The organism is Mammaliicoccus sp. B-M6 (genome assembly GCF_022386965.1).
Taxonomy (GTDB): Bacteria; Bacillota; Bacilli; order Staphylococcales; family Staphylococcaceae; genus Mammaliicoccus; species Mammaliicoccus sciuri_A.
Genome location: NZ_JAJNHJ010000001.1, coordinates 105,026 through 124,518, shown reverse-complemented (window position 1 = coordinate 124,518; position 19,493 = coordinate 105,026). Strand labels below are relative to the sequence as shown.

The window sequence follows — 19,493 nt, the reverse complement described above, 5'->3', positions numbered from 1 at the left end:
TTTGAGGTGTTAATCATGAATAGAAATAAATGGAACATTGTATTTGTATGCTTGTTAGCCATTATACTCGGTTTTGTGTTACAAAGTATTCACATGATATTACCTTGGATGTTTGGACCTATATTTGCGAGTTTAATATTGATTAAAGTATTAAAACGCACGATTAAATGGCCAGTATGGTTAGGTAATATCGGGTTATTGATATTAGGGATACAAATGGGCTCAACATTTACGCCTACTGTCCTTCATGATATTAAAGATGAATGGCTACAAATTATATTAATGTCAGTATTTATCTTAATACTTGCGTTAATTGTATCAATAGCGTTTAGAAAAATTGCAAATGTGACTTTCGAAACGGCATTGTTAAGTGCAATTCCAGGTGCTTTAAGTCAGATGGTTATTATGGCTGAAGAAAATAAAAAAGCAGATTTGTTAATTGTTACACTGACACAAACATCTCGAATCATGTTTGTCGTAATATTAGTTCCAATTATTTCATCCATTTATGGTAATGATGGTACCGCGTCAGGACAAATTGAAAAGGCACCATCTATATTCACAGCGTTAGATTTCACAGGTCTATTTGTGCTACTAATCGGTATCATCGCTTTATATTTTATATTCTATAAATTGAAAGTGCCTGTGCCACAATTACTTGCACCGATATTTGTATTATTAGTATGGAATTTATATACGGGACAAATCTTTTCATTGGATTATCCAATCATTGTCGTTGCACAAGTATTATTTGGTATAAGAATTGGTGTTCAAATATCAGATTTAATCAATAATTTAACGAGAAAAACGATATTTGCTATCGCATTTCAAAATGTATCACTGATTATTGGTGCATTTGTACTAGTTTTTGTATTTGAGTTATTTATAGACGACAATATAAACGACTTATTCTTAAGTGCAGCACCTGGTGGTATGGCTCAAATTATCGTTGTAGCATTAGAAACTGGTGGAGATGTTGCGATGATATCAAGTTATCATATATTTAGGATATTCTTTATTCTGTTGATCGTTGCACCGTTAATTAAAATATTCTTAACAGCTCGAGCTAGAAAATATGGAAATTAAATTGAATCAATATTGACTTATATGGATTCTGCTTATATTATTAAAGTAATCGAATATTTATCAAGGAAGAGTAAATCATTGATTAATGATAGAGAGTGCATGGTTGGTGTAAATGCATATTAATGATGATTGAAGGTAGCCTTAAATTGAACGTTAATTGAAACTAAGTAGGTTAATGCGTGTGCGAGCGATAATCGTTAGAGTGCAATATAAGTGATTATATTGAATTTAGGTGGTACCACGGTTTAACCCGTCCTATTTATTAGGACGGGTTTTTTATATTATAAAGGGAGTGATTTTAATGGAAATGGAACCTAAGTATAACCCTAAAAAGGTTGAAGAAGGCCGTTATCAATTTTGGTTAGATCATAATTATTTCAAGCCAGGTGAAAATAAAGAAAAGGAAACATATACAATTGTTATTCCACCACCAAACGTAACAGGGAAGTTGCATTTAGGTCATGCATGGGATACGACTTTGCAAGATATTTTAACAAGAATGAAGAGAATGCAAGGCTATGACACATTGTATTTACCAGGTATGGACCATGCAGGTATTGCGACTCAAGCTAAAGTTGAAGGTAAGTTAAGAGAACAAGGTTTAACAAGACATGATTTAGGAAGAGAAAAATTCCTTGAGCATGCTTGGTCATGGAAAGAAGAATATGCTGACTTTATTAGAGCTCAATGGGCTAAATTAGGTTTAGGATTAGACTATAGCCGTGAACGTTTTACGTTAGATGAAGGCTTATCTCAAGCAGTTAAGAAAGTATTTGTTGATATGTATAACAAAGGTCTTATCTATCGTGGTGAAAGAATTATTAACTGGGATCCACAAACTAAAACAGCTATTTCTGATATTGAAGTTATTCACGAAGATATTACAGGTCATTTCTATCATATTAAATATCCTTTTAAAGACGGAGAAGGCGCAATTGAAATTGCAACGACACGTCCTGAAACGATGTTAGGTGATACAGCAATCGTTGTTAACCCAAATGATGATCGTTACAAACATTTAATTGGTAAATCCGTTATCTTACCGATTATTGGCCGTGAATTACCGATTATTGGTGATGACTATGTTGATATTGAATTCGGTAGTGGTGCAATGAAAGTTACACCAGCTCATGACCCTAATGACTTCGAAATTGGTGAAAGACATCAACTTGAAAAAATCAATGTTATGAATGAAGACGGTACAATGAATGAGCTTGCTGGTAAATATAATGGTTTAGATCGTTTTGAATGCCGTAAACAATTAATCGAAGACCTAAAAGAAACTGGCGAATTAATCAAAATAGAAGAACATGTTCATTCTGTTGGTCACTCAGAAAGAAGTGGCGCAGTAGTAGAACCTTATTTATCTACACAATGGTTTGTTAAAATGGAACCATTAGCTAAACAAGCATTAGACAATCAAGATACAGATGGTCGTATTAATTTTGTACCAGAACGTTTTGAAGGAACATTCAATAGATGGATGGAAAACATTCGTGACTGGACAATTTCAAGACAATTATGGTGGGGTCATCAAATCCCAGCATGGTACCATAATGAAACAGGCGAAACTTACGTTGGTGAAGAACCTCCAGCAGATATCGAGAACTGGACTCAAGATGAAGATGTTCTAGATACATGGTTTAGTTCTGCATTATGGCCATTCTCAACATTAGGTTGGCCAGATGAAAACAATGAAGATTTCAAACGTTACTATCCAACTAATACGTTAGTAACAGGATATGATATTATATTCTTCTGGGTATCAAGAATGATTTTCCAAGGTCTAGAATTTACTGGTAAAAAGCCATTCAATGACGTTTTATTACATGGTTTAGTAAGAGCTGAAGATGGCCGTAAAATGAGTAAATCACTTGGTAACGGTGTTGACCCAATGGATGTAATTGATGAATATGGTGCAGATAGTTTAAGATACTTCTTAGCTACTGGTTCATCTCCAGGTCATGACTTACGCTATTCTACTGAAAAAGTTGAAGCGGTATGGAACTTTATCAATAAAATTTGGAATGCGTCTCGTTTCAGCATTATGAATATCGGTGAAGATTTCAAATTTGAAGATATAGATTTATCTGGTGAAAAATCAGTTGCAGATGAATGGATTCTTACACGTTTAAATGAAACAATTGCGAACGTTACGGATTTAAGTGATAAATATGAATTCGGTGAAGTTGGTCGTGTATTATATAACTTCATTTGGGATGAATTCTGTGATTGGTATATCGAAATGAGTAAAATACCAATGAATGGTGATGACGAAGCTAAAAAGCAAATGACACGTTCAGTATTGGCTTATACGTTAGATCAAACAATGCGTATGCTTCATCCATTAATGCCATTCGTAACAGAACATATTTGGCAAGCATTACCACATGAAGGTGAAACAATTATTCAAGCTTCATGGCCAGAAGTAAGACCAGAATTATCAAATGAAAATAGTAAAGTATCTATGCAACTATTAGTTGAAATCATTAAATCTGTAAGACAAGCACGTCGTGAAGTGAATACGCCAATGTCTAAAGAAGTACCAATTCACATTGAAGCTAAAGATGAAACAGTGAAAAAACAACTTTTAGACAATAAAGATTATTTAATGCGTTTCTGTAATCCAAGTGAGTTAGTAATTGATACGAAAGTTGATATACCAGAAAAAGCAATGACTGAAGTTGTATTTGGTGCGACAGTTGTATTACCTTTAGAAGGTTTAATTGACATGGATAAAGAAATAGAAAGACTTGAACAAGAACTTCAAAAATGGCAAAAAGAATTAGATCGTGTTAATAAAAAATTAAGCAATGAAAAATTCGTTGCAAATGCACCTGAAAAGATTATTAACGAAGAAAAAGATAAAAAAGTTAATTATCAAGAAAAATATGATGGTGTATTAGCAAGAATTGAACAACTGAAAGGCTAGGAAATCTTATGAATTATTTAGATAGTTTACACTGGATACATGAACGCACGAAGTTCGGTATTAAACCAGGCGTTAAAAGAATGAAGTGGATGCTCGACAAATTAGGTAATCCTGAAGAAAAGATTCAAGCAGTTCACGTAGTCGGTACAAATGGTAAAGGTTCAACTGTCAGTTATTTAAGAGAAGCCCTAGTAGCTAATAACTATGAAATCGGTACTTTCACATCGCCATTTATTGTCACTTTCAATGAAAGAATCAGTATTAATGGAACACCAATCACAGATGATGAATTGGTTGAGTTAGTTCAGATTGTTAAACCAATCTCTGAACGACTTGAATCTGAAACTGATTTAGGTCCAGCTACTGAATTTGAAATCATTACATTAATGATGTTTGTATATTTTGGTACAGTACATCCTGTAGACTTTGTTATCATCGAAGCGGGATTAGGTGCTTTAAATGATTCAACGAATGTATTTCAACCAATAATGACGGTGTTAACAAGTATTGGTTTAGATCATACGAATATTTTAGGCGATACGTATATGGATATTGCAAGAGAAAAAGCTGGTGTCATTAAACCAAGTGTTCCGCTTGTATATGCCATTAAGCCTAAAGATGCTTTACATTTCGTTAGAGAAGTAGTTGAGAAAAATTACAATAAAGGTCTAGAACTAGATCGCGATTTTCATGTACTGTCAGATGATACTGAATTTACGTATCGATATGGTAGTTATGAATTAGAAAACATTCAACTCAAAATGATAGGTCAACATCAGCATGAAAATGCTGCACTAGCGATTACAACGCTTATTGAAATGTATCAAAGAGGTATGATTCAATTAAACTTTAATACAATGATTGATGCGATAGAACATACAACATGGTCAGGTCGAATTGAAAAAGTTCAAGAAGAACCACTCATTTTAATAGACGGTGCCCATAATAGAGAAAGTATTGATGCGTTAGTAGATACATTAAAACAATACTATTCAGACAAAAAAATCGATGTATTATTTGCAGCAATAGATGGTAAGCCAATAGGGAAAATGATGAATAGCATAGAAGAAATAGCCAATAGATTTTATGTAACAACATTTGATTTTCCAAAAGCATTACCAATAGATGCAGTATACGATTATTTAGAGCACCACCATATTGAAAAAGTTCAAGACTATCCTCAATTTATTGAACAATACGACGGAGAATTACTCGTTGTAACAGGAAGTTTATACTTTATTAGTGAAGTAAGAAAATTATTTAAAGATTAATAAAAATGCCGGCAAATTCATCGACTTTGCCGGCATTTTTTTATGCATAGGTATGTTCTAATATTTTTTATGAAGAATTAATTATTGGATGTACTATCCTTATCTATTACAAAATTGTTATATATTTTATCATTAAATTCAATATCATGATAATTTTTTAATAAACGTTCTGTTTCATTAATTAATCGTGATAATTCTTCATCAGATAATATATTTAAAGATTTTAGGTCTTCAAGTTCGGTACCTTCATGTACTAAACTTAAAATTTCTTCCGAAACATTATTTTTTTTCAACTTATTCATTATGTAAGGTGTAAATAAAATATGCTCTGCATTTTCGATAGTTATGAGATTTAATCTAATTTGGTTAAATAGTCCATGCATTAGTCAATCTATATTTTAAATCATCTATCATATATCTCAATAACTTATATTTTTTAGGGTATTAAAACTTTATAAGAATTTTTAAAGTTAAACGATAGTATTAATAACGATTTTGTGACGTGCTGACGCCTGAGGGAATTGTATGAGTGAGAGACTACAGGCTCGAACCATACCCTAGGCAAGCATGCACGAACAAAATCGAAGATTTTTATATAATATTCAATATTTTCTGATAATAGTGTATGATGGTACTTATAAATAGGGGGGGATTAATTTGAAAGATATAGTTGGAAAATTTATAAGGTTCAAGAATCCTCATACATATGCTATATTGCTTTTCATTATTGCTATGAGTTGTTTACTGACTTATGTTATACCTTCTGGGGAATTTGACAGGAAGTCTGTTAATGACCGGGAAGAGGTTGTTTCGGGTACATATCATTTAGTAGATAGTGAACCTTCTGGCTTTTTAGAAATATTTAGATCAATACCTGAAGGATTAATCAGTGGTGCTGATATTATCTTTTACATATTTTTAGTTGGTGGTGCATTTGGCATTATTCATAAGACAGGTGCCATTACCAATGGCGTTAATGCCGCGATGAATAAGCTTGGTAAAAACGGTAAGTTAATGATTCCACTAACGATGTTCATTTTTTCATTGCTTGGTTTCTCTATAGGTTTAGCTGAAGAGACGATTATTTTTGTTCCAATCGGTATAGCGATTGCTAGAGCAGTCGGATATGATGCAATGACAGGTGCTGCAATGATTATCATGGGTGCTGCTGCTGGCTTTCTAGGCGGAATGCTCAACCCATTTACAGTTGGTGTTGCTCAACAGATTGCAGAAATTCCACTTTTTTCTGGATGGGAATTTAGAACAATTATTTATATTTGTGTATTAATTGTAGGTATTGCATACGTTATGTTTTACGCTCGAAAAGTTAAAAAGAATCCAAAGAAAAGTTTAGTATACGAGTTAGAGCAACAAGAAAAAGATCAAATCAAACCACAAGAAGAAATTGGTAGATTTACAAAGCGACAAATGTTTTGTTTAATTTTATTAGTCAGTGCAATATGTTTTAACGTATTTGGCATTTTTACATTTGGTTGGTCATTTAATGAAATGAGTGCCAATTTCTTACTAGTCGGATTATTGGCAGGTTTTATTGCTGGTCTAGGTTTTAACGGTACTTTCGATGCATTAATCGAGGGTATGCAGTCTATTTTATTTGGAGCATTAATTGTTGGCTTCGCTAAAGCAATCGTCGTTGTATTAGAAAATGGTAAAATTATCGACACAATTGTTTATTATTTAACAAATACAATTCAAGATTTACCAGCAAGTATTACGGTAGGGATGATGTTTATCATACAAATGGTCCTGAACTTCTTTATCCCATCTGGTTCTGGTCAAGCAATGACAACAATGCCGTTAATGGTGCCAATTTCTGATTTATTGAATATCAATAGACAAATGGCTGTACTTGCCTTCCAATATGGTGATGCAGTAAGTAATAGTATTTTCCCAACATCAGCTTCGTTAATGGGTGGATTAGCTGTAGCAGGTATTTCTTATACAACTTGGGTTAAATTTATTTGGAAGTTATTATTACTTTGGGTAGTTATATGTTTAGTTGGTATTTTTATCGCGTTAGCCCTAGGTTATTAAAATTTTAAAAATTATACAAAACTTGAAAAACACATGCTATTTTTAGATGTTTTTCAAGTTTTTTTAATGGATTTATAAAGCGTTTAAAAGTATTAGAACTATTTACTAACAAAATGCGATTATAAATATTGAGGTGTTATTTGGTATATTAATTAATATCAAAAAGGAGTTAAAAACATGTTCAAAATGTTTATATTCGGTGCAATCATTGCAAGTTATATGTATCAACTTACGGGTGTGAAGAAAGTGAACTTTCATTTGTTAACGAAGCGTTCTGTTTGTGAATCCTGTTTTACATCACTTAAACCGATAGATTTAATACCCATTGTAAGTTATGTAGCATTACGCGGTAAATGTCGTTATTGTAAGAAGGATATTCCAATAAGTTTATTAATTTGTGAAGTCCTTTTAGGCATACTATTTCTTATTCCCATTCTTTCAACAGTTCAACTAAATCCTCTTTTGTATTACTTCTTAATTATCTTTTTAATACCTTTATCTATTTATGATTTTCATCATTTTGTCATTCCGAATCATATGCTCATTATTATATTAGTATGTAGCATTTATTTATTTGAAATAACGCGAGAACAAATTTTTTACGCACTGTTTATCATATTAATTTTGCATACATTATATTTCATATCAAAGGGAGGGCTAGGTTATGGAGATATTAAATTATTTTCGTTACTAAGTTTAATTTTGACGATATCACATTTTATATTATGTTTTATGTTTACTTTTATATTTGCGGGTGTATTGATCACACTTTATGTATGTATCACACGAAATAAAATTCAAAAAGTACCACTCGTTCCTTTTATGACACTTGCAGTTATATTTGTACAATTATTCCAAATTCAACTTAATGATTATTTTTTAGGAGGCTACTATGGTTATTAAAATTAAAGATTTACAACATGAAGATAAACCGAGAGAAAGACTCAAATCATATGGTCCAGATAAATTAACAAATAGAGAACTATTGGCGATCATTATTAATTCAGGAAGCAAACAATACTCCAGTCTAGAATGTGCGAATAAAGTATTAAATTTAGTTGAAAATACTAGAGAGCTAAGACATTTAACGTTATCTGAATTGCTAAGTGTTAATGGCATTGGGGAATCTAGGGCAATTACAATTCTAGCAGTTATTGAATTAGCTAAAAGAATGCATAGCAATACTGTTCTCGACAAAGTAGAAATCAATGAACCACAAGATGTTGCAGATTATTTAATGGAAAAATTAAGATATTTAAAGCAAGAACACTTTGTCGCTTTATTATTAAATACAAAGAATCAAATTATACATGAACAATCGATTTTTATTGGATCGTTAAATATGGCAGTTGTTCATCCGAGAGATTTATTAAGAGAGGCAGTTAAGCATTCTGCCGCTTCAATTGTCATTGCACATAATCATCCAAGTGGTGATCCGACGCCATCATTAGAAGATATTAAAACAACAAAGCGAATTTTATATTGTTGTGATTTAATGGGTATCGATTTATTAGATCATATTATCATTGGTGATGGAGAATTTATTAGCATATTTGAAAATGACTATATCATGCGTGAAGACTTAGAAATTAATAATATAACTGAATGATTCAATGTTATAATGTAATTAAAAATGAGTAAGGAGTTTTTATTTTGCAAATCATAACGTTCATATTTGTCGTATTACCGTTACTATTTATCATTTCTTTATTTCAACGTAAGAAAAAGCGACCAATTGTTAGAAAAGACTATGGCATCACGTTGGTGTTAGGCATCATTGGTGTTTTCTTAGCATCCATTATTCTTACTTTAACAAAAGATGGTTCTGCACTTTCAATGAATTTAATACTTGGTTCAATTGTGGCAGGAATTGCTTGGGGTATTCTCGTTTCAATTACATTATTCATTTTAAACAAAATATTAAACAAATAAATAAAATTGTAAATTTTCGGATATTATATTGACAATAATTTTTGAAAAGGCTATCATTAATTTAAATTTATGAGAGAGGAGGTAGTGACTTATGAGAAACATCAGAAGAAGATTTTATAAACAAACAACATCATACATCACTACCCCTACGTTAAATATGAAGCATTAGGGAGTAGTATATTCACTTCCTTTAGAATGTATTTTAAGCACACGCTTTCTTTAAGGATGCGTGTGCTTTTTTGTGTTTAATGTTAGGGGTTAAGGGGGGACAACATGTTTCAAGCAATTAAAAAGTTAATGTGGTTTTTTAAAGATCATTGGAAGAGATATTCGATTGCAATTATTCTATTGCTAATTGCGAACGTTGTAGAAGTATTGCCACCATGGATAGTAGGGCAGACTATAGATAAGATAAGTGACCATTCTTTGACTGAACAAATATATCATCAATTAGTAATTATATTTATAATTGTATTAATTTTAGCTTATATCGTGAATTATATTTGGAGAACTCTAATCTTTTCAGGTTCTCAAATACTTGAATCAATTATGAGACGTAAACTGATGCAAAAATTTTTATCTATGAGTCCAACATTTTTTGAGAAAAATCGAACTGGAGATTTAATGGCGAAGTCTACAAACGATTTGAATCAAATTAGAAATACTGCAGGGATAGGGATTTTAACTTTAATCGATTCTACGACATTTATGGGAACGATTATATTAACGATGGGTATTACAGTGTCATGGAAACTTACTTTATGTGCACTGATTCCATTACCTTTACTAGCCATATTAGAAATTGAATTAGGTAAAAGAATCCATAAACGATATTTAATATCACAAAAATCATTTGGTGATATGAATGATAGTGTACTTGAATCTATTGAAGGTGTACGTGTCACAAGAGCGTATGTTCAAGAAGATAAACTCAACAAAGATTTTAAAAATATGACTGAAAGTGTCGTAGAAAAATTTATGAATGTTGAAAAGATGGATGCATTTTTTCAACCAATAACGATTATTATAACGGCTATGAGTCAAGTTATCGGAATAGGTTATGGAGCCTTTCTCGTTAACAGTGGAGAAATGACAATCGGTGGTCTGATTTCATTTACCGTATATTTAAATATGCTCGTATGGCCAATGTTTTCAGTTGGTATTTTGATAAATATTATGCAAAGAGGAAATGCGTCTATAGATCGTGTTGAAGAAACTTTAAATGAAGCGGAAACAGTAATTGATTTAGAAAATAAAGGCATACCTTCACATGATATAGGTATGAATTCCGTTGTATTTAAATATCCATCGAGCGAATCCATTAACTTAAACAACATCAATATCATACTAGGTAAAGGTGAAACTTTAGGTATTGTTGGTGCAACTGGTTCTGGTAAAACAACGTTAATCAAACAAATTTTGAAAGAATATCCTACTGGAGATGGAGAAATCGTACTTGGAGATACTAATATTAATCAAATTTCAAAAAGTGATTTAAGAAGTTTAATTGGTTATGTATCACAAGAAAATATATTATTCTCTAGATCTATTAGAGATAACATTAGATTTGGTAAATCGGATGCTACTGATAATGAAATCGAAGAAGCGATCAAATTAGCATATTTTGAAAAAGATATCGAACGTTTACCTCAAGGATTAGAAACATTAGTAGGAGAAAAAGGTATAGCTATTTCTGGAGGTCAAAAGCAAAGAATAGCGATTGCTAGAGCATTGATTATGGATCCTAAAATATTAATTTTAGATGATGCACTATCGGCTGTTGATGCAAAAACTGAAAAGAAAATTATACAAAACATACAAAAGTATAGACAAGGTAAAACAACCATTATTGCGACACATCGATTATCTGGTGTTAAACATGCAAATCAAATTGTTGTAATGGACCATGGTGAAATCACAGAGTCAGGAACGCATGACCAATTACTCCAATTGAATGGTTGGTATAAATCTCAATTTGAAAGACAACGGTTGAAGGAGGTGTATAGCAAGTGAGTATTATAAATCAACTCTTTCCATTTGTTAGCAAATATAAGAAAAGATTCATCATTGGAATTGTTATTTTAATTGGAGCAGTGGGGTTTGAATTATTAGGTCCATTGGTCGCGATGTATATTATTGATCATTATGTTAAAACATCTGCTTCACAAATTATACAATTACGACCAGTGCTACTATTATTGAGTTTGTTCTTTGTAGTGTCACTTATTCATGCAATATTAAGTTATTTTCAAACACTCGTTCTTCAACGTGCTGGCTCAGATGTTATTAAAGAGTTAAGAATTAAGCTCTTTGAACACGTTCAAAAGTTGCCGATAAAATACTTTGATAATTTACCAGCTGGAAAAGTAGTAGCTAGAATAACGAATGATACACAAATGATACTCGAACTATTCACTGTTATATTACCAAACTTTATTTCGGCTTTTATCACGATGATAGGTGTCATTATTGCGATATTCTTTATTAATATTAAAATTGGATTTGTCGCACTTATAACAATACCTTTCGTTATACTTTGGTTATTGTGGTACAAAAAAGTAACAGGTAAATACAACTATGTCATTCGAGAAAAAAACAGTGATATGAATGCACTTATCAATGAATCTATAAATGGTATGAATATCATTCAAGCATTTAAACAAGAAAAACAAATTATGAATGATTTCGATGAAATGAATCAAGCGTATTTAAACAATTATAAGAAAATTATACAATTTGATTCACTGACAGAACATAATTTGTTAAGTACGATTAGAAGTATTGTGTTTTTAATGTTGATTGTCGTATTTGGAACACAATTTCTAAATTCTTCAGTCGCAATTTCAGTCGGTACGTTATATATACTTGTAAATTATATAACAAGATTGTTTGATCCATTGTTTGGTGTATTAAATGTATTGGGGCAATTAGAACAAGCAAGAGTTTCTTGCGTAAGAGTATTTGAAATGATGAATGTATCTGAAGAAAAGATGCCAGAACTTAAAATTCAGCTGCCTGAAAAAATAGAAGGTCATGTTCATTTTAAGGATGTATCGTTTGCTTATAATGAAGGTGAATATGTATTGGAAAATATCAATTTAGAAGTCGAAAAAGGACAGACAATTGCGTTAGTTGGACATACAGGATCAGGGAAAAGTTCTATCATGAATTTACTATTCAGATTCTATGATCCTACTGATGGAACAATTGAAATTGATGATGTACCGACCATTAAGACTGATAAAAGAGATATGCGTAAACATATGGGCATTGTATTACAAGACCCATACTTATATACAGGGACTATTTTATCCAACATTACATTAGATGATCCTAAAGTAACACGAGAGAAAGGTGTTGAAAGTTTAAATGCAGTAGGTGGAGATAGAGTGTTAGAACACTTTAAAAAAGGTATTGATGAACCAGTTATTGAAAGAGGTCGTACATTAAGTTCTGGACAACGACAAATTATATCATTTGCGAGAGCACTTGCATTTGATCCGGAAATTTTGATTTTAGATGAAGCGACATCAAGTATTGATTCTGAAACGGAAGAAATTATACAAAAAGCAATGACTGTGTTGTCTAAAGGGCGAACATCATTTATTATTGCACACCGACTTTCAACAATTAAGAATGCTGATCAAATTATTGTTCTTGATAAAGGTCGCATCATTGAAAAAGGCAATCATGATGAGTTAATCAAGTTAGAAGGACAATATTACAAAATGTATCAAATGCAGTCTTTATCAGATTAATCATGCTAAACAAAAACAATGGCCTGGGATACATTATCCCAGGCCATTGTTTTATATTTTTTAAACTCATCATTGCGGTCACATAAAGTAAAGTACGCCTTGATATATGAAGTAAATAACTAAAGCGATGATTGCTAATTTTATTACTACTCTTAATAATCCAACGAAAAATCTAAAAAAGATAATTAAAAACAAGATAGCTAAAAATATATATATTAATTCCAAATTTATCACCTCTTGAATTCATTATAAAGAATAAACTCATTAAATACATCAGACTACAGAATGATTAAAGGTTTAGGTCTAAAGCCCGATGATGTTATTTGAGCAATTTTCGTATAATATAAATGAATGAGAGGTGTCTATAATTTTGAGATGGTTATTTAGATTAATTAGAAATTTATTAGCGTTATTAGCAATTGTCATTATCATTGTTATTGTATATAGAAACGTACCAGCATTGAGTGATTTAAACCCATTTGATAATAGTAATGAACAAACAACTGAAGAAATGGCTCCACAACATGCAAATGCAACTTATAAAATTGAAGATAATCCATTGTTACAAAATGTGCCATTAGGTCAAACTAAACAAGCATTTAATTGGATCAATAAAAGTGAATTCATGGATGTTTCAGGACTAGAACGTATGGGATATGACGACAACTATGTTGCTGGGCAAAGAGGAACAGAGTATATCTTGTATAAATTTGGTGAACCAAAGATGTATGTTTATCAAACAGAGCAAGATTTAATGAATGATTTAAGTGCTATGCACTCAAATATAGAATTATTACCTAAAACTGCATATTAAATTTTTATTTCGGCAGTCTCTTACTTTATTTAAAGTGCTGTGTAGGCTAAAATAGTAATATCATTATTAATGAGTCATTTGAAGATTAAGAGGTGTTTGGATTGTCGAATTTTTTTAAAAATAATAAAATAATGATTTTTCTAATTTCTATGGTTTTATTAATTGTAATTGTTGGTTATTCAGTGAGAGCACAATCTGCATCGCTTAGTGAACAATATGCGAGTGATACATCATCGTTTGGTGGAAGAATCGTATCTTATCCAGTTACTTTTGTTTCTGATTTCTTCTCTGGAATTTTCACTTCAGACGAAGACGTTGATAAACTAAAAGAAGAAGTAAAAAGTACAGATCAAATTAAAGCTGATAAAGCAAGATTAGAAAAAGAAAACAAAGCCTTAAAAAAAGAATTGGATATGAAGGATATTTCGCAATTCAATCCAATATCAGCTACTGTAATCGGTAGAAGTCCGGATCAATGGATGAATACAATCATTATTGATAAAGGGAAAAAGAGCGGCATGAAAGAAAATATGGCTGTCATTACGAGTGAAGGTCTAGTAGGTAGAATTAAAAAAGCAAACCAATTTTCTTCACAAGTTGAGTTAATATCTACAAGTGTTAAAACAAGTAAGCTTTCAGTAGATATACAGCAAGATGATGATAATATCTTTGGTATGATTAATCGATATGATGAAGATAAAGATTTACTAGTTATTAGTGATATCGATAATAAATACAGTATCAAAAAAGGCTCTAAAGTTGTAACGAATGGTTTAGGTGACCAACTTCCTAAAGGTATATTAGTAGGTAAAGTTGAGAAAGTAGAAAATGATGAATATGGATTATCTAAAGTCGCATATATTAAGACATCTACAAATATTAAAGATTTAAACCATGTATACGTTGCTAAACGTGATCCAGAAACGATACCTTCATCTGATGAAAGTGGTGAGGAATAATGAGATTTTACGTTATTCCTTTAATTGGTGTCTTATTATTTTACTTAGATTCATTATTAACACGTTTATCACCTTTAACTTTATTTAATGAGACATTTATAATCGTACCTCGATTAACATTTTTGTACTTACTCATAATTGCTGTATACAAAAATCCTAAAGTTGCTATTATTTTAGCAATCGTTACAGGTATTTTTACAGATATATATTATGGCGGTATTTACGGTGTCTATACATTTGGATATGCAATTTTTGTCATTATGATGGATAAATTATTTAAAGTATTTTATAGAGATATTTTGATGATGGTTATACTCTTAATATCTTCAGTTGTATTACTAGAAATATGGGTAATGGTTTTTTATGGATTTTTAGGCATTGCTTCTATCAATATAGGCAGTATTATTCTATTCAGATTAATTCCAACTGTCGTATTTAATTTGATATGTTTAATTATCATTTTCCCATTTGTATTAAAATTATTAGAAAGAAATACTAATTAATGAAAGATTATTGACATCAATAGCTGTAGGTGGTAATCTATTGAAGTTGAGTAGTTTTTAGCTACATACAACCGCTCGATCATAGGTCTTAAAGTACGTATGTCACCTATGAATGGCGTGACTTAAAAAATTAGGAGGTGCAAGTATGTTTGCTATAATTGAAACTGGCGGAAAGCAAGTTAAAGTAGAAGAAGGTCAAACAATTTGGGTTGAGAAATTAGACGTAAATGAAGGTGATTCATTCACATTTGACCAAGTATTATTTGTAGGTGGAGATTCAGTTAAAGTTGGATCACCTGTTGTTGAAGGTGCTTCAGTTACTGCAAAAGTTGAAAAACAAGGACGCGGTAAAAAAATCACTGTATTCAAATACAAAGCTAAGAAAAACTACAAACGTAAACAAGGTCATCGTCAACCTTACACTAAATTAACAATCGAAAAAATCAACGCATAATTTATGATTAATGTAGATGTTAGTTTGAATCAAGAAGGGCAAGTTACAGATATTGAAATGTCTGGACATGCTGATTCAGGTGAATACGGTAAAGACTTAGTCTGTGCCGGTGCTTCAGCAGTTGTCTTTGGTACAACAAATGCTATCATTGGATTAACTGATGAGTCGCCTGATATAGATTACAGTGACGACGGTGGATATTTTCATATACGTAGTGTAAACTTAGAAAATGAACAAGCGCAAATATTATTACAAGGCCTTATCGTTTCTTTGAAAACAATCGAAGAAGAATATGGGCAATATATTAAACTAAATTACAAGTGAGGTGTAACTCATGTTAAAATTAAACTTACAATTTTTCGCATCGAAAAAAGGGGTAGGTTCTACAAAGAACGGTCGTGACTCTGAATCAAAACGTTTAGGTGCTAAACGTGCTGACGGTCAATTCGTTACTGGTGGTTCTATTCTTTATCGTCAACGTGGAACTAAAGTTTTCGCTGGTGAAAACGTAGGTCGCGGTGGAGACGATACATTATTCGCTAAAATCGACGGCGTTGTTAAATTCGAACGTTTTGGTCGTGACAAAAAGAAAGTATCTGTATACGCAGCTGCTGAATAATCTTTATATTTAGATGAGGCTGGGACATGTATAATTGTCCCAGCCTCAATCATTATGTTGGCAGTTATTTATATAAGCATGAATATTGTGATTTATATATAAAGAAGGTATTCAGAAATGCAGTTTCTTTTTTTATTCATAATATTAAAATGTTATAATGAGTGTTATGAATAACGATAATAAAGGTGATGGAATGAATAATTTAGATGTGTATTTAAAGTCTAGACATGATTTTGTGAATCAGTTCCAATTGTTATATACATATAAACAGTTAGGAAAACATGAAGAGGTTGATTTATTAATTGATGAATTATACAAAAATCTCAAGCAAGAACAGTTGTTTTTAAATGCACCGTGTAGAAAATTTGTTCATAATGTATTTGAATACAAACTATCTTTGTCAGGCTCTAAATGGACATTTGAAATTGACAACTCAAATATCGATTATTATCAAAAAAACTTAGAAAGAACAGATAATACTTTAACAAATATATTTAATGATTTGAAGTATGTTGTGATTAACGATATGGATGAAAAAAATATTCACATTAGTCTTACAGTAGAAGAAGAATTTGTCACAATGCTTGTTTGGTTAAGTGCGACTAATCAGGATCTTAATCAAATTGAACAATCATTTTCTAAATATAACGTTGAAGTTTTATCAGAAAGTCAAAATCATATAGAATTAGAATTTTTTATTAACATAAAAGAAATAGAGGTGTAAACATGTTTATAGATCAGGTCAAAATATCGTTAAAAGCCGGTGATGGCGGTAACGGTTTAGTAGCTTTTCGTCGTGAAAAGTATGTTCCATTTGGTGGACCAGCAGGTGGCGACGGTGGTAAAGGTGCGTCAGTCGTATTTGAGGTAGATGAAGGTTTACGTACTTTATTAGACTTTAGATTCCAACGAAAATTTAAAGCTGATAAAGGTGAAAATGGACAAAGTAGTAATATGCACGGTCGTGGAGCAGACGACTTAGTATTAAAAGTACCACCTGGTACAATTATTAAAAATGCTGAAAATGAAGAGATTTTAGCTGACCTTGTTGAACATGGTCAACGCGCTACAGTTGCTAAAGGTGGCCGTGGTGGAAGAGGTAACTCAAGATTTGCTTCAGCAAGTAATCCGGCACCAGATTTCTGTGAAAATGGTGAACCTGGTGAAGAACTTGAAGTCATGTTAGAACTTAAACTTATGGCAGATGTAGGTTTAGTTGGTTATCCAAGCGTTGGTAAATCAACATTATTATCTATCGTTTCCAAAGCAAAACCAAAAATCGGTGCTTATCACTTTACGACAATTAAACCTAATTTAGGTGTTGTCCAAACAAATGATGGTAGAGGATTTGTAATGGCGGATTTACCAGGATTAATAGAAGGAGCTTCTGAAGGTGTTGGTTTAGGCCATCAATTCTTAAGACATATTGAACGTACAAGAGTAATTGTTCATATAATTGATATGAGTGGTATGGAAGGCAGAGACCCATATGAAGATTATGTTACAATTAATCAAGAATTAAAATCATATAATGAAAATCTTTCTAGAAGACCACAAATTGTTGTTGCGAATAAAATGGATTTACCAGATTCAGAAACACAATTAGAAATGTTTAAAGAACAACTTCAAGAAGATGTTAATATTATTCCTATTAGTACAGTTACACGTCATAATGTAGATAAACTACTATATCAAATTGCTGATTTATTAGATGAAACTGAAGGAATGGACTTCGATTCAGTCGAGGAAGAAACTGGCGTACATCGTGTTGTCTATAAACACGAGAAATCACGAGATCATTTTGTTATTACAAGAGATGACGATGGTGCCTATGTTGTATCAGGTAATTCGATTGAAAGATTATTCAAAATGACGGACTTTAATCGTGATGCAGCAGTTAGAAGATTTGCAAGACAAATGCGTTCAATGGGTATTGATGATGCCTTAAGAGAACGCGGTGCTTCAAATGGTGATATTGTAAGAATTTTAGGTGGAGAATTTGAATTTGTCGAATAGGGCGTGTTCCAATTGAAAAAATCAAATGAATCAACAAAAAGGTTTTATTTAATCAGAGAAGATGTTTTGCCAGAGTCAGTGCAAAAGACAATCAAAGTTAAAAATGCATTATTAAAAAATAATAATTTAACGATTTATGATGCAGTTAAAGAATTTAATTTATCTAGAAGTGCTTTTTATAAATATAAAGATACAATATTTCCAATTGATAGATTAGAAGAACAGACCAAAAATTTAACGTTAATTTTATATGTACAAGATGAAGTGGGGATGCTCGCAACTGTCTTGAATAAAATTGCTGAAGTTAAAGGTTCTGTACTTACCATACATCAAAGTCTACCAATAAAGGATAGAGCAACGATTACAATTTCTCTTAATGCTGCAAATATTGAGTTATCATTAGAAGAGTTAATGGATGCAATTAAAGAAAGTCCATATGTTGATGAAGTAGAAATTATTGGAATGAGTATGTAAAGGAAGTTGTCTAAATGTATGCATATATAAAAGGAATCGTTACACAATTATATCCTTCTCATATTGTAGTTGAGGCAAATGGTATAGGTTATGAAATTCAAACACCTAACTCATATCGTTTTCAATCTCAATTAGATAAAGAAACGCAAGTATATACACAATTAATTGTGCGTGAAGATGCCCAATTATTATATGGATTTGTGAATCTTGAAGAAAAGGATATGTTTTTAAGCTTAATTAAAGTGACAGGTATTGGACCGAAGTCAGCTTTAGCAATTTTAGCGACAAGCACGCCTAATGAAGTAGCAATTGCTATAGAAAATGAAAATGAATCATATTTAACAAAGTTTCCAGGTATCGGTAAAAAAACAGCAAGACAAATTATTCTTGATTTAAAAGGGAAATTAATCATCACAGAAGAATCTGAGTTATTCCCAGAAAGTAAAGATGCCGGTCAAGATGTATTAGAAGAAGCATTGTTAGCTTTAGAAGCATTAGGTTACTCTAAACGAGAAATTACAAAAGTTAAGAAGAACCTAGAAAAAGAATCATTTGATTCAGTAGATGCTTGTGTTAAAAGAGGTTTAGCATTACTTATTCAGTAAATGAGGTGATTTTTT

General features: G+C 31.5%; 20 protein-coding genes and 2 other annotated features. Of the genes, 19 read left to right on the top strand and 1 reads right to left on the bottom strand.

Annotated features, from left to right (window positions below):
• Positions 1–15: 15 nt before the first annotated feature.
• The 3 genes from LQ693_RS00645 to LQ693_RS00635 all read left to right on the top strand — a co-directional run bounded on the left by LQ693_RS00645 (position 16) and on the right by LQ693_RS00635 (position 5,289).
• A complete protein-coding gene (locus LQ693_RS00645) occupies positions 16–1,086 on the top strand; it encodes an AbrB family transcriptional regulator (protein ID WP_025904282.1) in 1,071 nt (356 codons plus the stop codon).
• Positions 1,087–1,134: 48 nt separating this feature from the next.
• Positions 1,135–1,347, top strand: a binding site (T-box leader).
• 40 nt (positions 1,348–1,387) lie between these two features.
• Positions 1,388–4,018 carry a valine--tRNA ligase gene (locus LQ693_RS00640; protein WP_103360776.1) on the top strand — a complete coding sequence of 877 codons (2,631 nt, stop codon included), beginning with the start codon at positions 1,388–1,390 and terminating at the stop codon, positions 4,016–4,018.
• A gap of 8 nt (positions 4,019–4,026) precedes the next feature.
• Positions 4,027–5,289 (top strand): bifunctional folylpolyglutamate synthase/dihydrofolate synthase, encoded by a 1,263-nt coding sequence (locus LQ693_RS00635; RefSeq protein ID WP_025904280.1) that lies wholly within the window; start codon positions 4,027–4,029, stop codon positions 5,287–5,289.
• Between the two features lie 77 nt (positions 5,290–5,366).
• Here LQ693_RS00635 and LQ693_RS00630 read toward each other — a convergent pair whose 3' ends face one another.
• Positions 5,367–5,672 carry a DUF3969 family protein gene (locus tag LQ693_RS00630; protein ID WP_025904279.1) on the bottom strand — a complete coding sequence of 102 codons (306 nt, stop codon included), beginning with the start codon at positions 5,670–5,672 and terminating at the stop codon, positions 5,367–5,369.
• A 274-nt stretch (positions 5,673–5,946) separates the two neighbouring features.
• Here LQ693_RS00630 and LQ693_RS00625 point away from each other — a divergent pair, with 274 nt between their 5' ends.
• The 16 genes from LQ693_RS00625 to ruvA all read left to right on the top strand — a co-directional run bounded on the left by LQ693_RS00625 (position 5,947) and on the right by ruvA (position 19,478).
• Entirely contained in the window at positions 5,947–7,344 is a 1,398-nt protein-coding gene (locus tag LQ693_RS00625) for a YfcC family protein (protein WP_025904278.1), read from the top strand.
• A gap of 177 nt (positions 7,345–7,521) precedes the next feature.
• On the top strand, positions 7,522–8,247 hold the full coding sequence (locus LQ693_RS00620; RefSeq protein ID WP_239702935.1) for a prepilin peptidase: 726 nt from the start codon (positions 7,522–7,524) through the stop codon (positions 8,245–8,247).
• The gene (gene radC / locus LQ693_RS00615) at positions 8,237–8,953 is read left to right on the top strand and encodes a RadC family protein (RefSeq protein WP_103360774.1); all 717 of its coding nucleotides are present in this window, start codon (positions 8,237–8,239) and stop codon (positions 8,951–8,953) included. Before LQ693_RS00620 ends, radC begins: the two co-directional genes overlap by 11 nt.
• A gap of 44 nt (positions 8,954–8,997) precedes the next feature.
• Positions 8,998–9,276: a hypothetical protein gene (locus LQ693_RS00610; RefSeq protein ID WP_103360773.1), complete on the top strand. Its 279-nt coding sequence runs from the start codon at positions 8,998–9,000 to the stop codon at positions 9,274–9,276.
• A gap of 273 nt (positions 9,277–9,549) precedes the next feature.
• On the top strand, positions 9,550–11,289 hold the full coding sequence (locus tag LQ693_RS00605) for an ABC transporter ATP-binding protein (RefSeq protein ID WP_025904273.1): 1,740 nt from the start codon (positions 9,550–9,552) through the stop codon (positions 11,287–11,289).
• On the top strand, positions 11,286–13,034 hold the full coding sequence (locus tag LQ693_RS00600; protein WP_103360771.1) for an ABC transporter ATP-binding protein: 1,749 nt from the start codon (positions 11,286–11,288) through the stop codon (positions 13,032–13,034). Before LQ693_RS00605 ends, LQ693_RS00600 begins: the two co-directional genes overlap by 4 nt.
• Before the next feature lie 370 nt (positions 13,035–13,404).
• On the top strand, positions 13,405–13,848 hold the full coding sequence (locus LQ693_RS00595) for a DUF4930 family protein (RefSeq protein WP_025904271.1): 444 nt from the start codon (positions 13,405–13,407) through the stop codon (positions 13,846–13,848).
• A gap of 101 nt (positions 13,849–13,949) precedes the next feature.
• Positions 13,950–14,807, top strand: a complete 858-nt coding sequence (gene mreC, locus LQ693_RS00590; RefSeq protein WP_025904270.1) for a rod shape-determining protein MreC — start codon at positions 13,950–13,952, stop codon at positions 14,805–14,807.
• Positions 14,807–15,310, top strand: coding sequence for a rod shape-determining protein MreD (gene mreD / locus LQ693_RS00585; protein WP_025904269.1), 504 nt, complete (start codon positions 14,807–14,809; stop codon positions 15,308–15,310). The genes mreC and mreD overlap by 1 nt, the downstream gene beginning before the upstream one ends.
• A 59-nt stretch (positions 15,311–15,369) precedes the next feature.
• Positions 15,370–15,443: a sequence feature (ribosomal protein L21 leader region), on the top strand.
• A 12-nt stretch (positions 15,444–15,455) separates the two neighbouring features.
• Complete coding sequence (gene rplU / locus LQ693_RS00580; RefSeq protein WP_016911517.1) at positions 15,456–15,764, top strand: 50S ribosomal protein L21; 309 nt, start codon at positions 15,456–15,458, stop codon at positions 15,762–15,764.
• Positions 15,765–15,767: 3 nt separating this feature from the next.
• Positions 15,768–16,088 (top strand): ribosomal-processing cysteine protease Prp, encoded by a 321-nt coding sequence (locus LQ693_RS00575; protein ID WP_037588433.1) that lies wholly within the window; start codon positions 15,768–15,770, stop codon positions 16,086–16,088.
• A gap of 10 nt (positions 16,089–16,098) precedes the next feature.
• Complete coding sequence (gene rpmA, locus LQ693_RS00570) at positions 16,099–16,383, top strand: 50S ribosomal protein L27 (protein ID WP_025904267.1); 285 nt, start codon at positions 16,099–16,101, stop codon at positions 16,381–16,383.
• Between the two features lie 193 nt (positions 16,384–16,576).
• Positions 16,577–17,107, top strand: coding sequence for a Spo0B domain-containing protein (locus LQ693_RS00565; protein ID WP_025904266.1), 531 nt, complete (start codon positions 16,577–16,579; stop codon positions 17,105–17,107).
• A 2-nt stretch (positions 17,108–17,109) separates the two neighbouring features.
• Positions 17,110–18,399, top strand: a complete 1,290-nt coding sequence (gene obgE / locus LQ693_RS00560) for a GTPase ObgE (protein ID WP_025904265.1) — start codon at positions 17,110–17,112, stop codon at positions 18,397–18,399.
• A gap of 12 nt (positions 18,400–18,411) precedes the next feature.
• Positions 18,412–18,873 carry an ACT domain-containing protein gene (locus tag LQ693_RS00555; RefSeq protein ID WP_025904264.1) on the top strand — a complete coding sequence of 154 codons (462 nt, stop codon included), beginning with the start codon at positions 18,412–18,414 and terminating at the stop codon, positions 18,871–18,873.
• Positions 18,874–18,887: 14 nt separating this feature from the next.
• A complete protein-coding gene (gene ruvA, locus LQ693_RS00550; protein WP_025904263.1) occupies positions 18,888–19,478 on the top strand; it encodes a Holliday junction branch migration protein RuvA in 591 nt (196 codons plus the stop codon).
• Positions 19,479–19,493 lie beyond the last annotated feature (15 nt).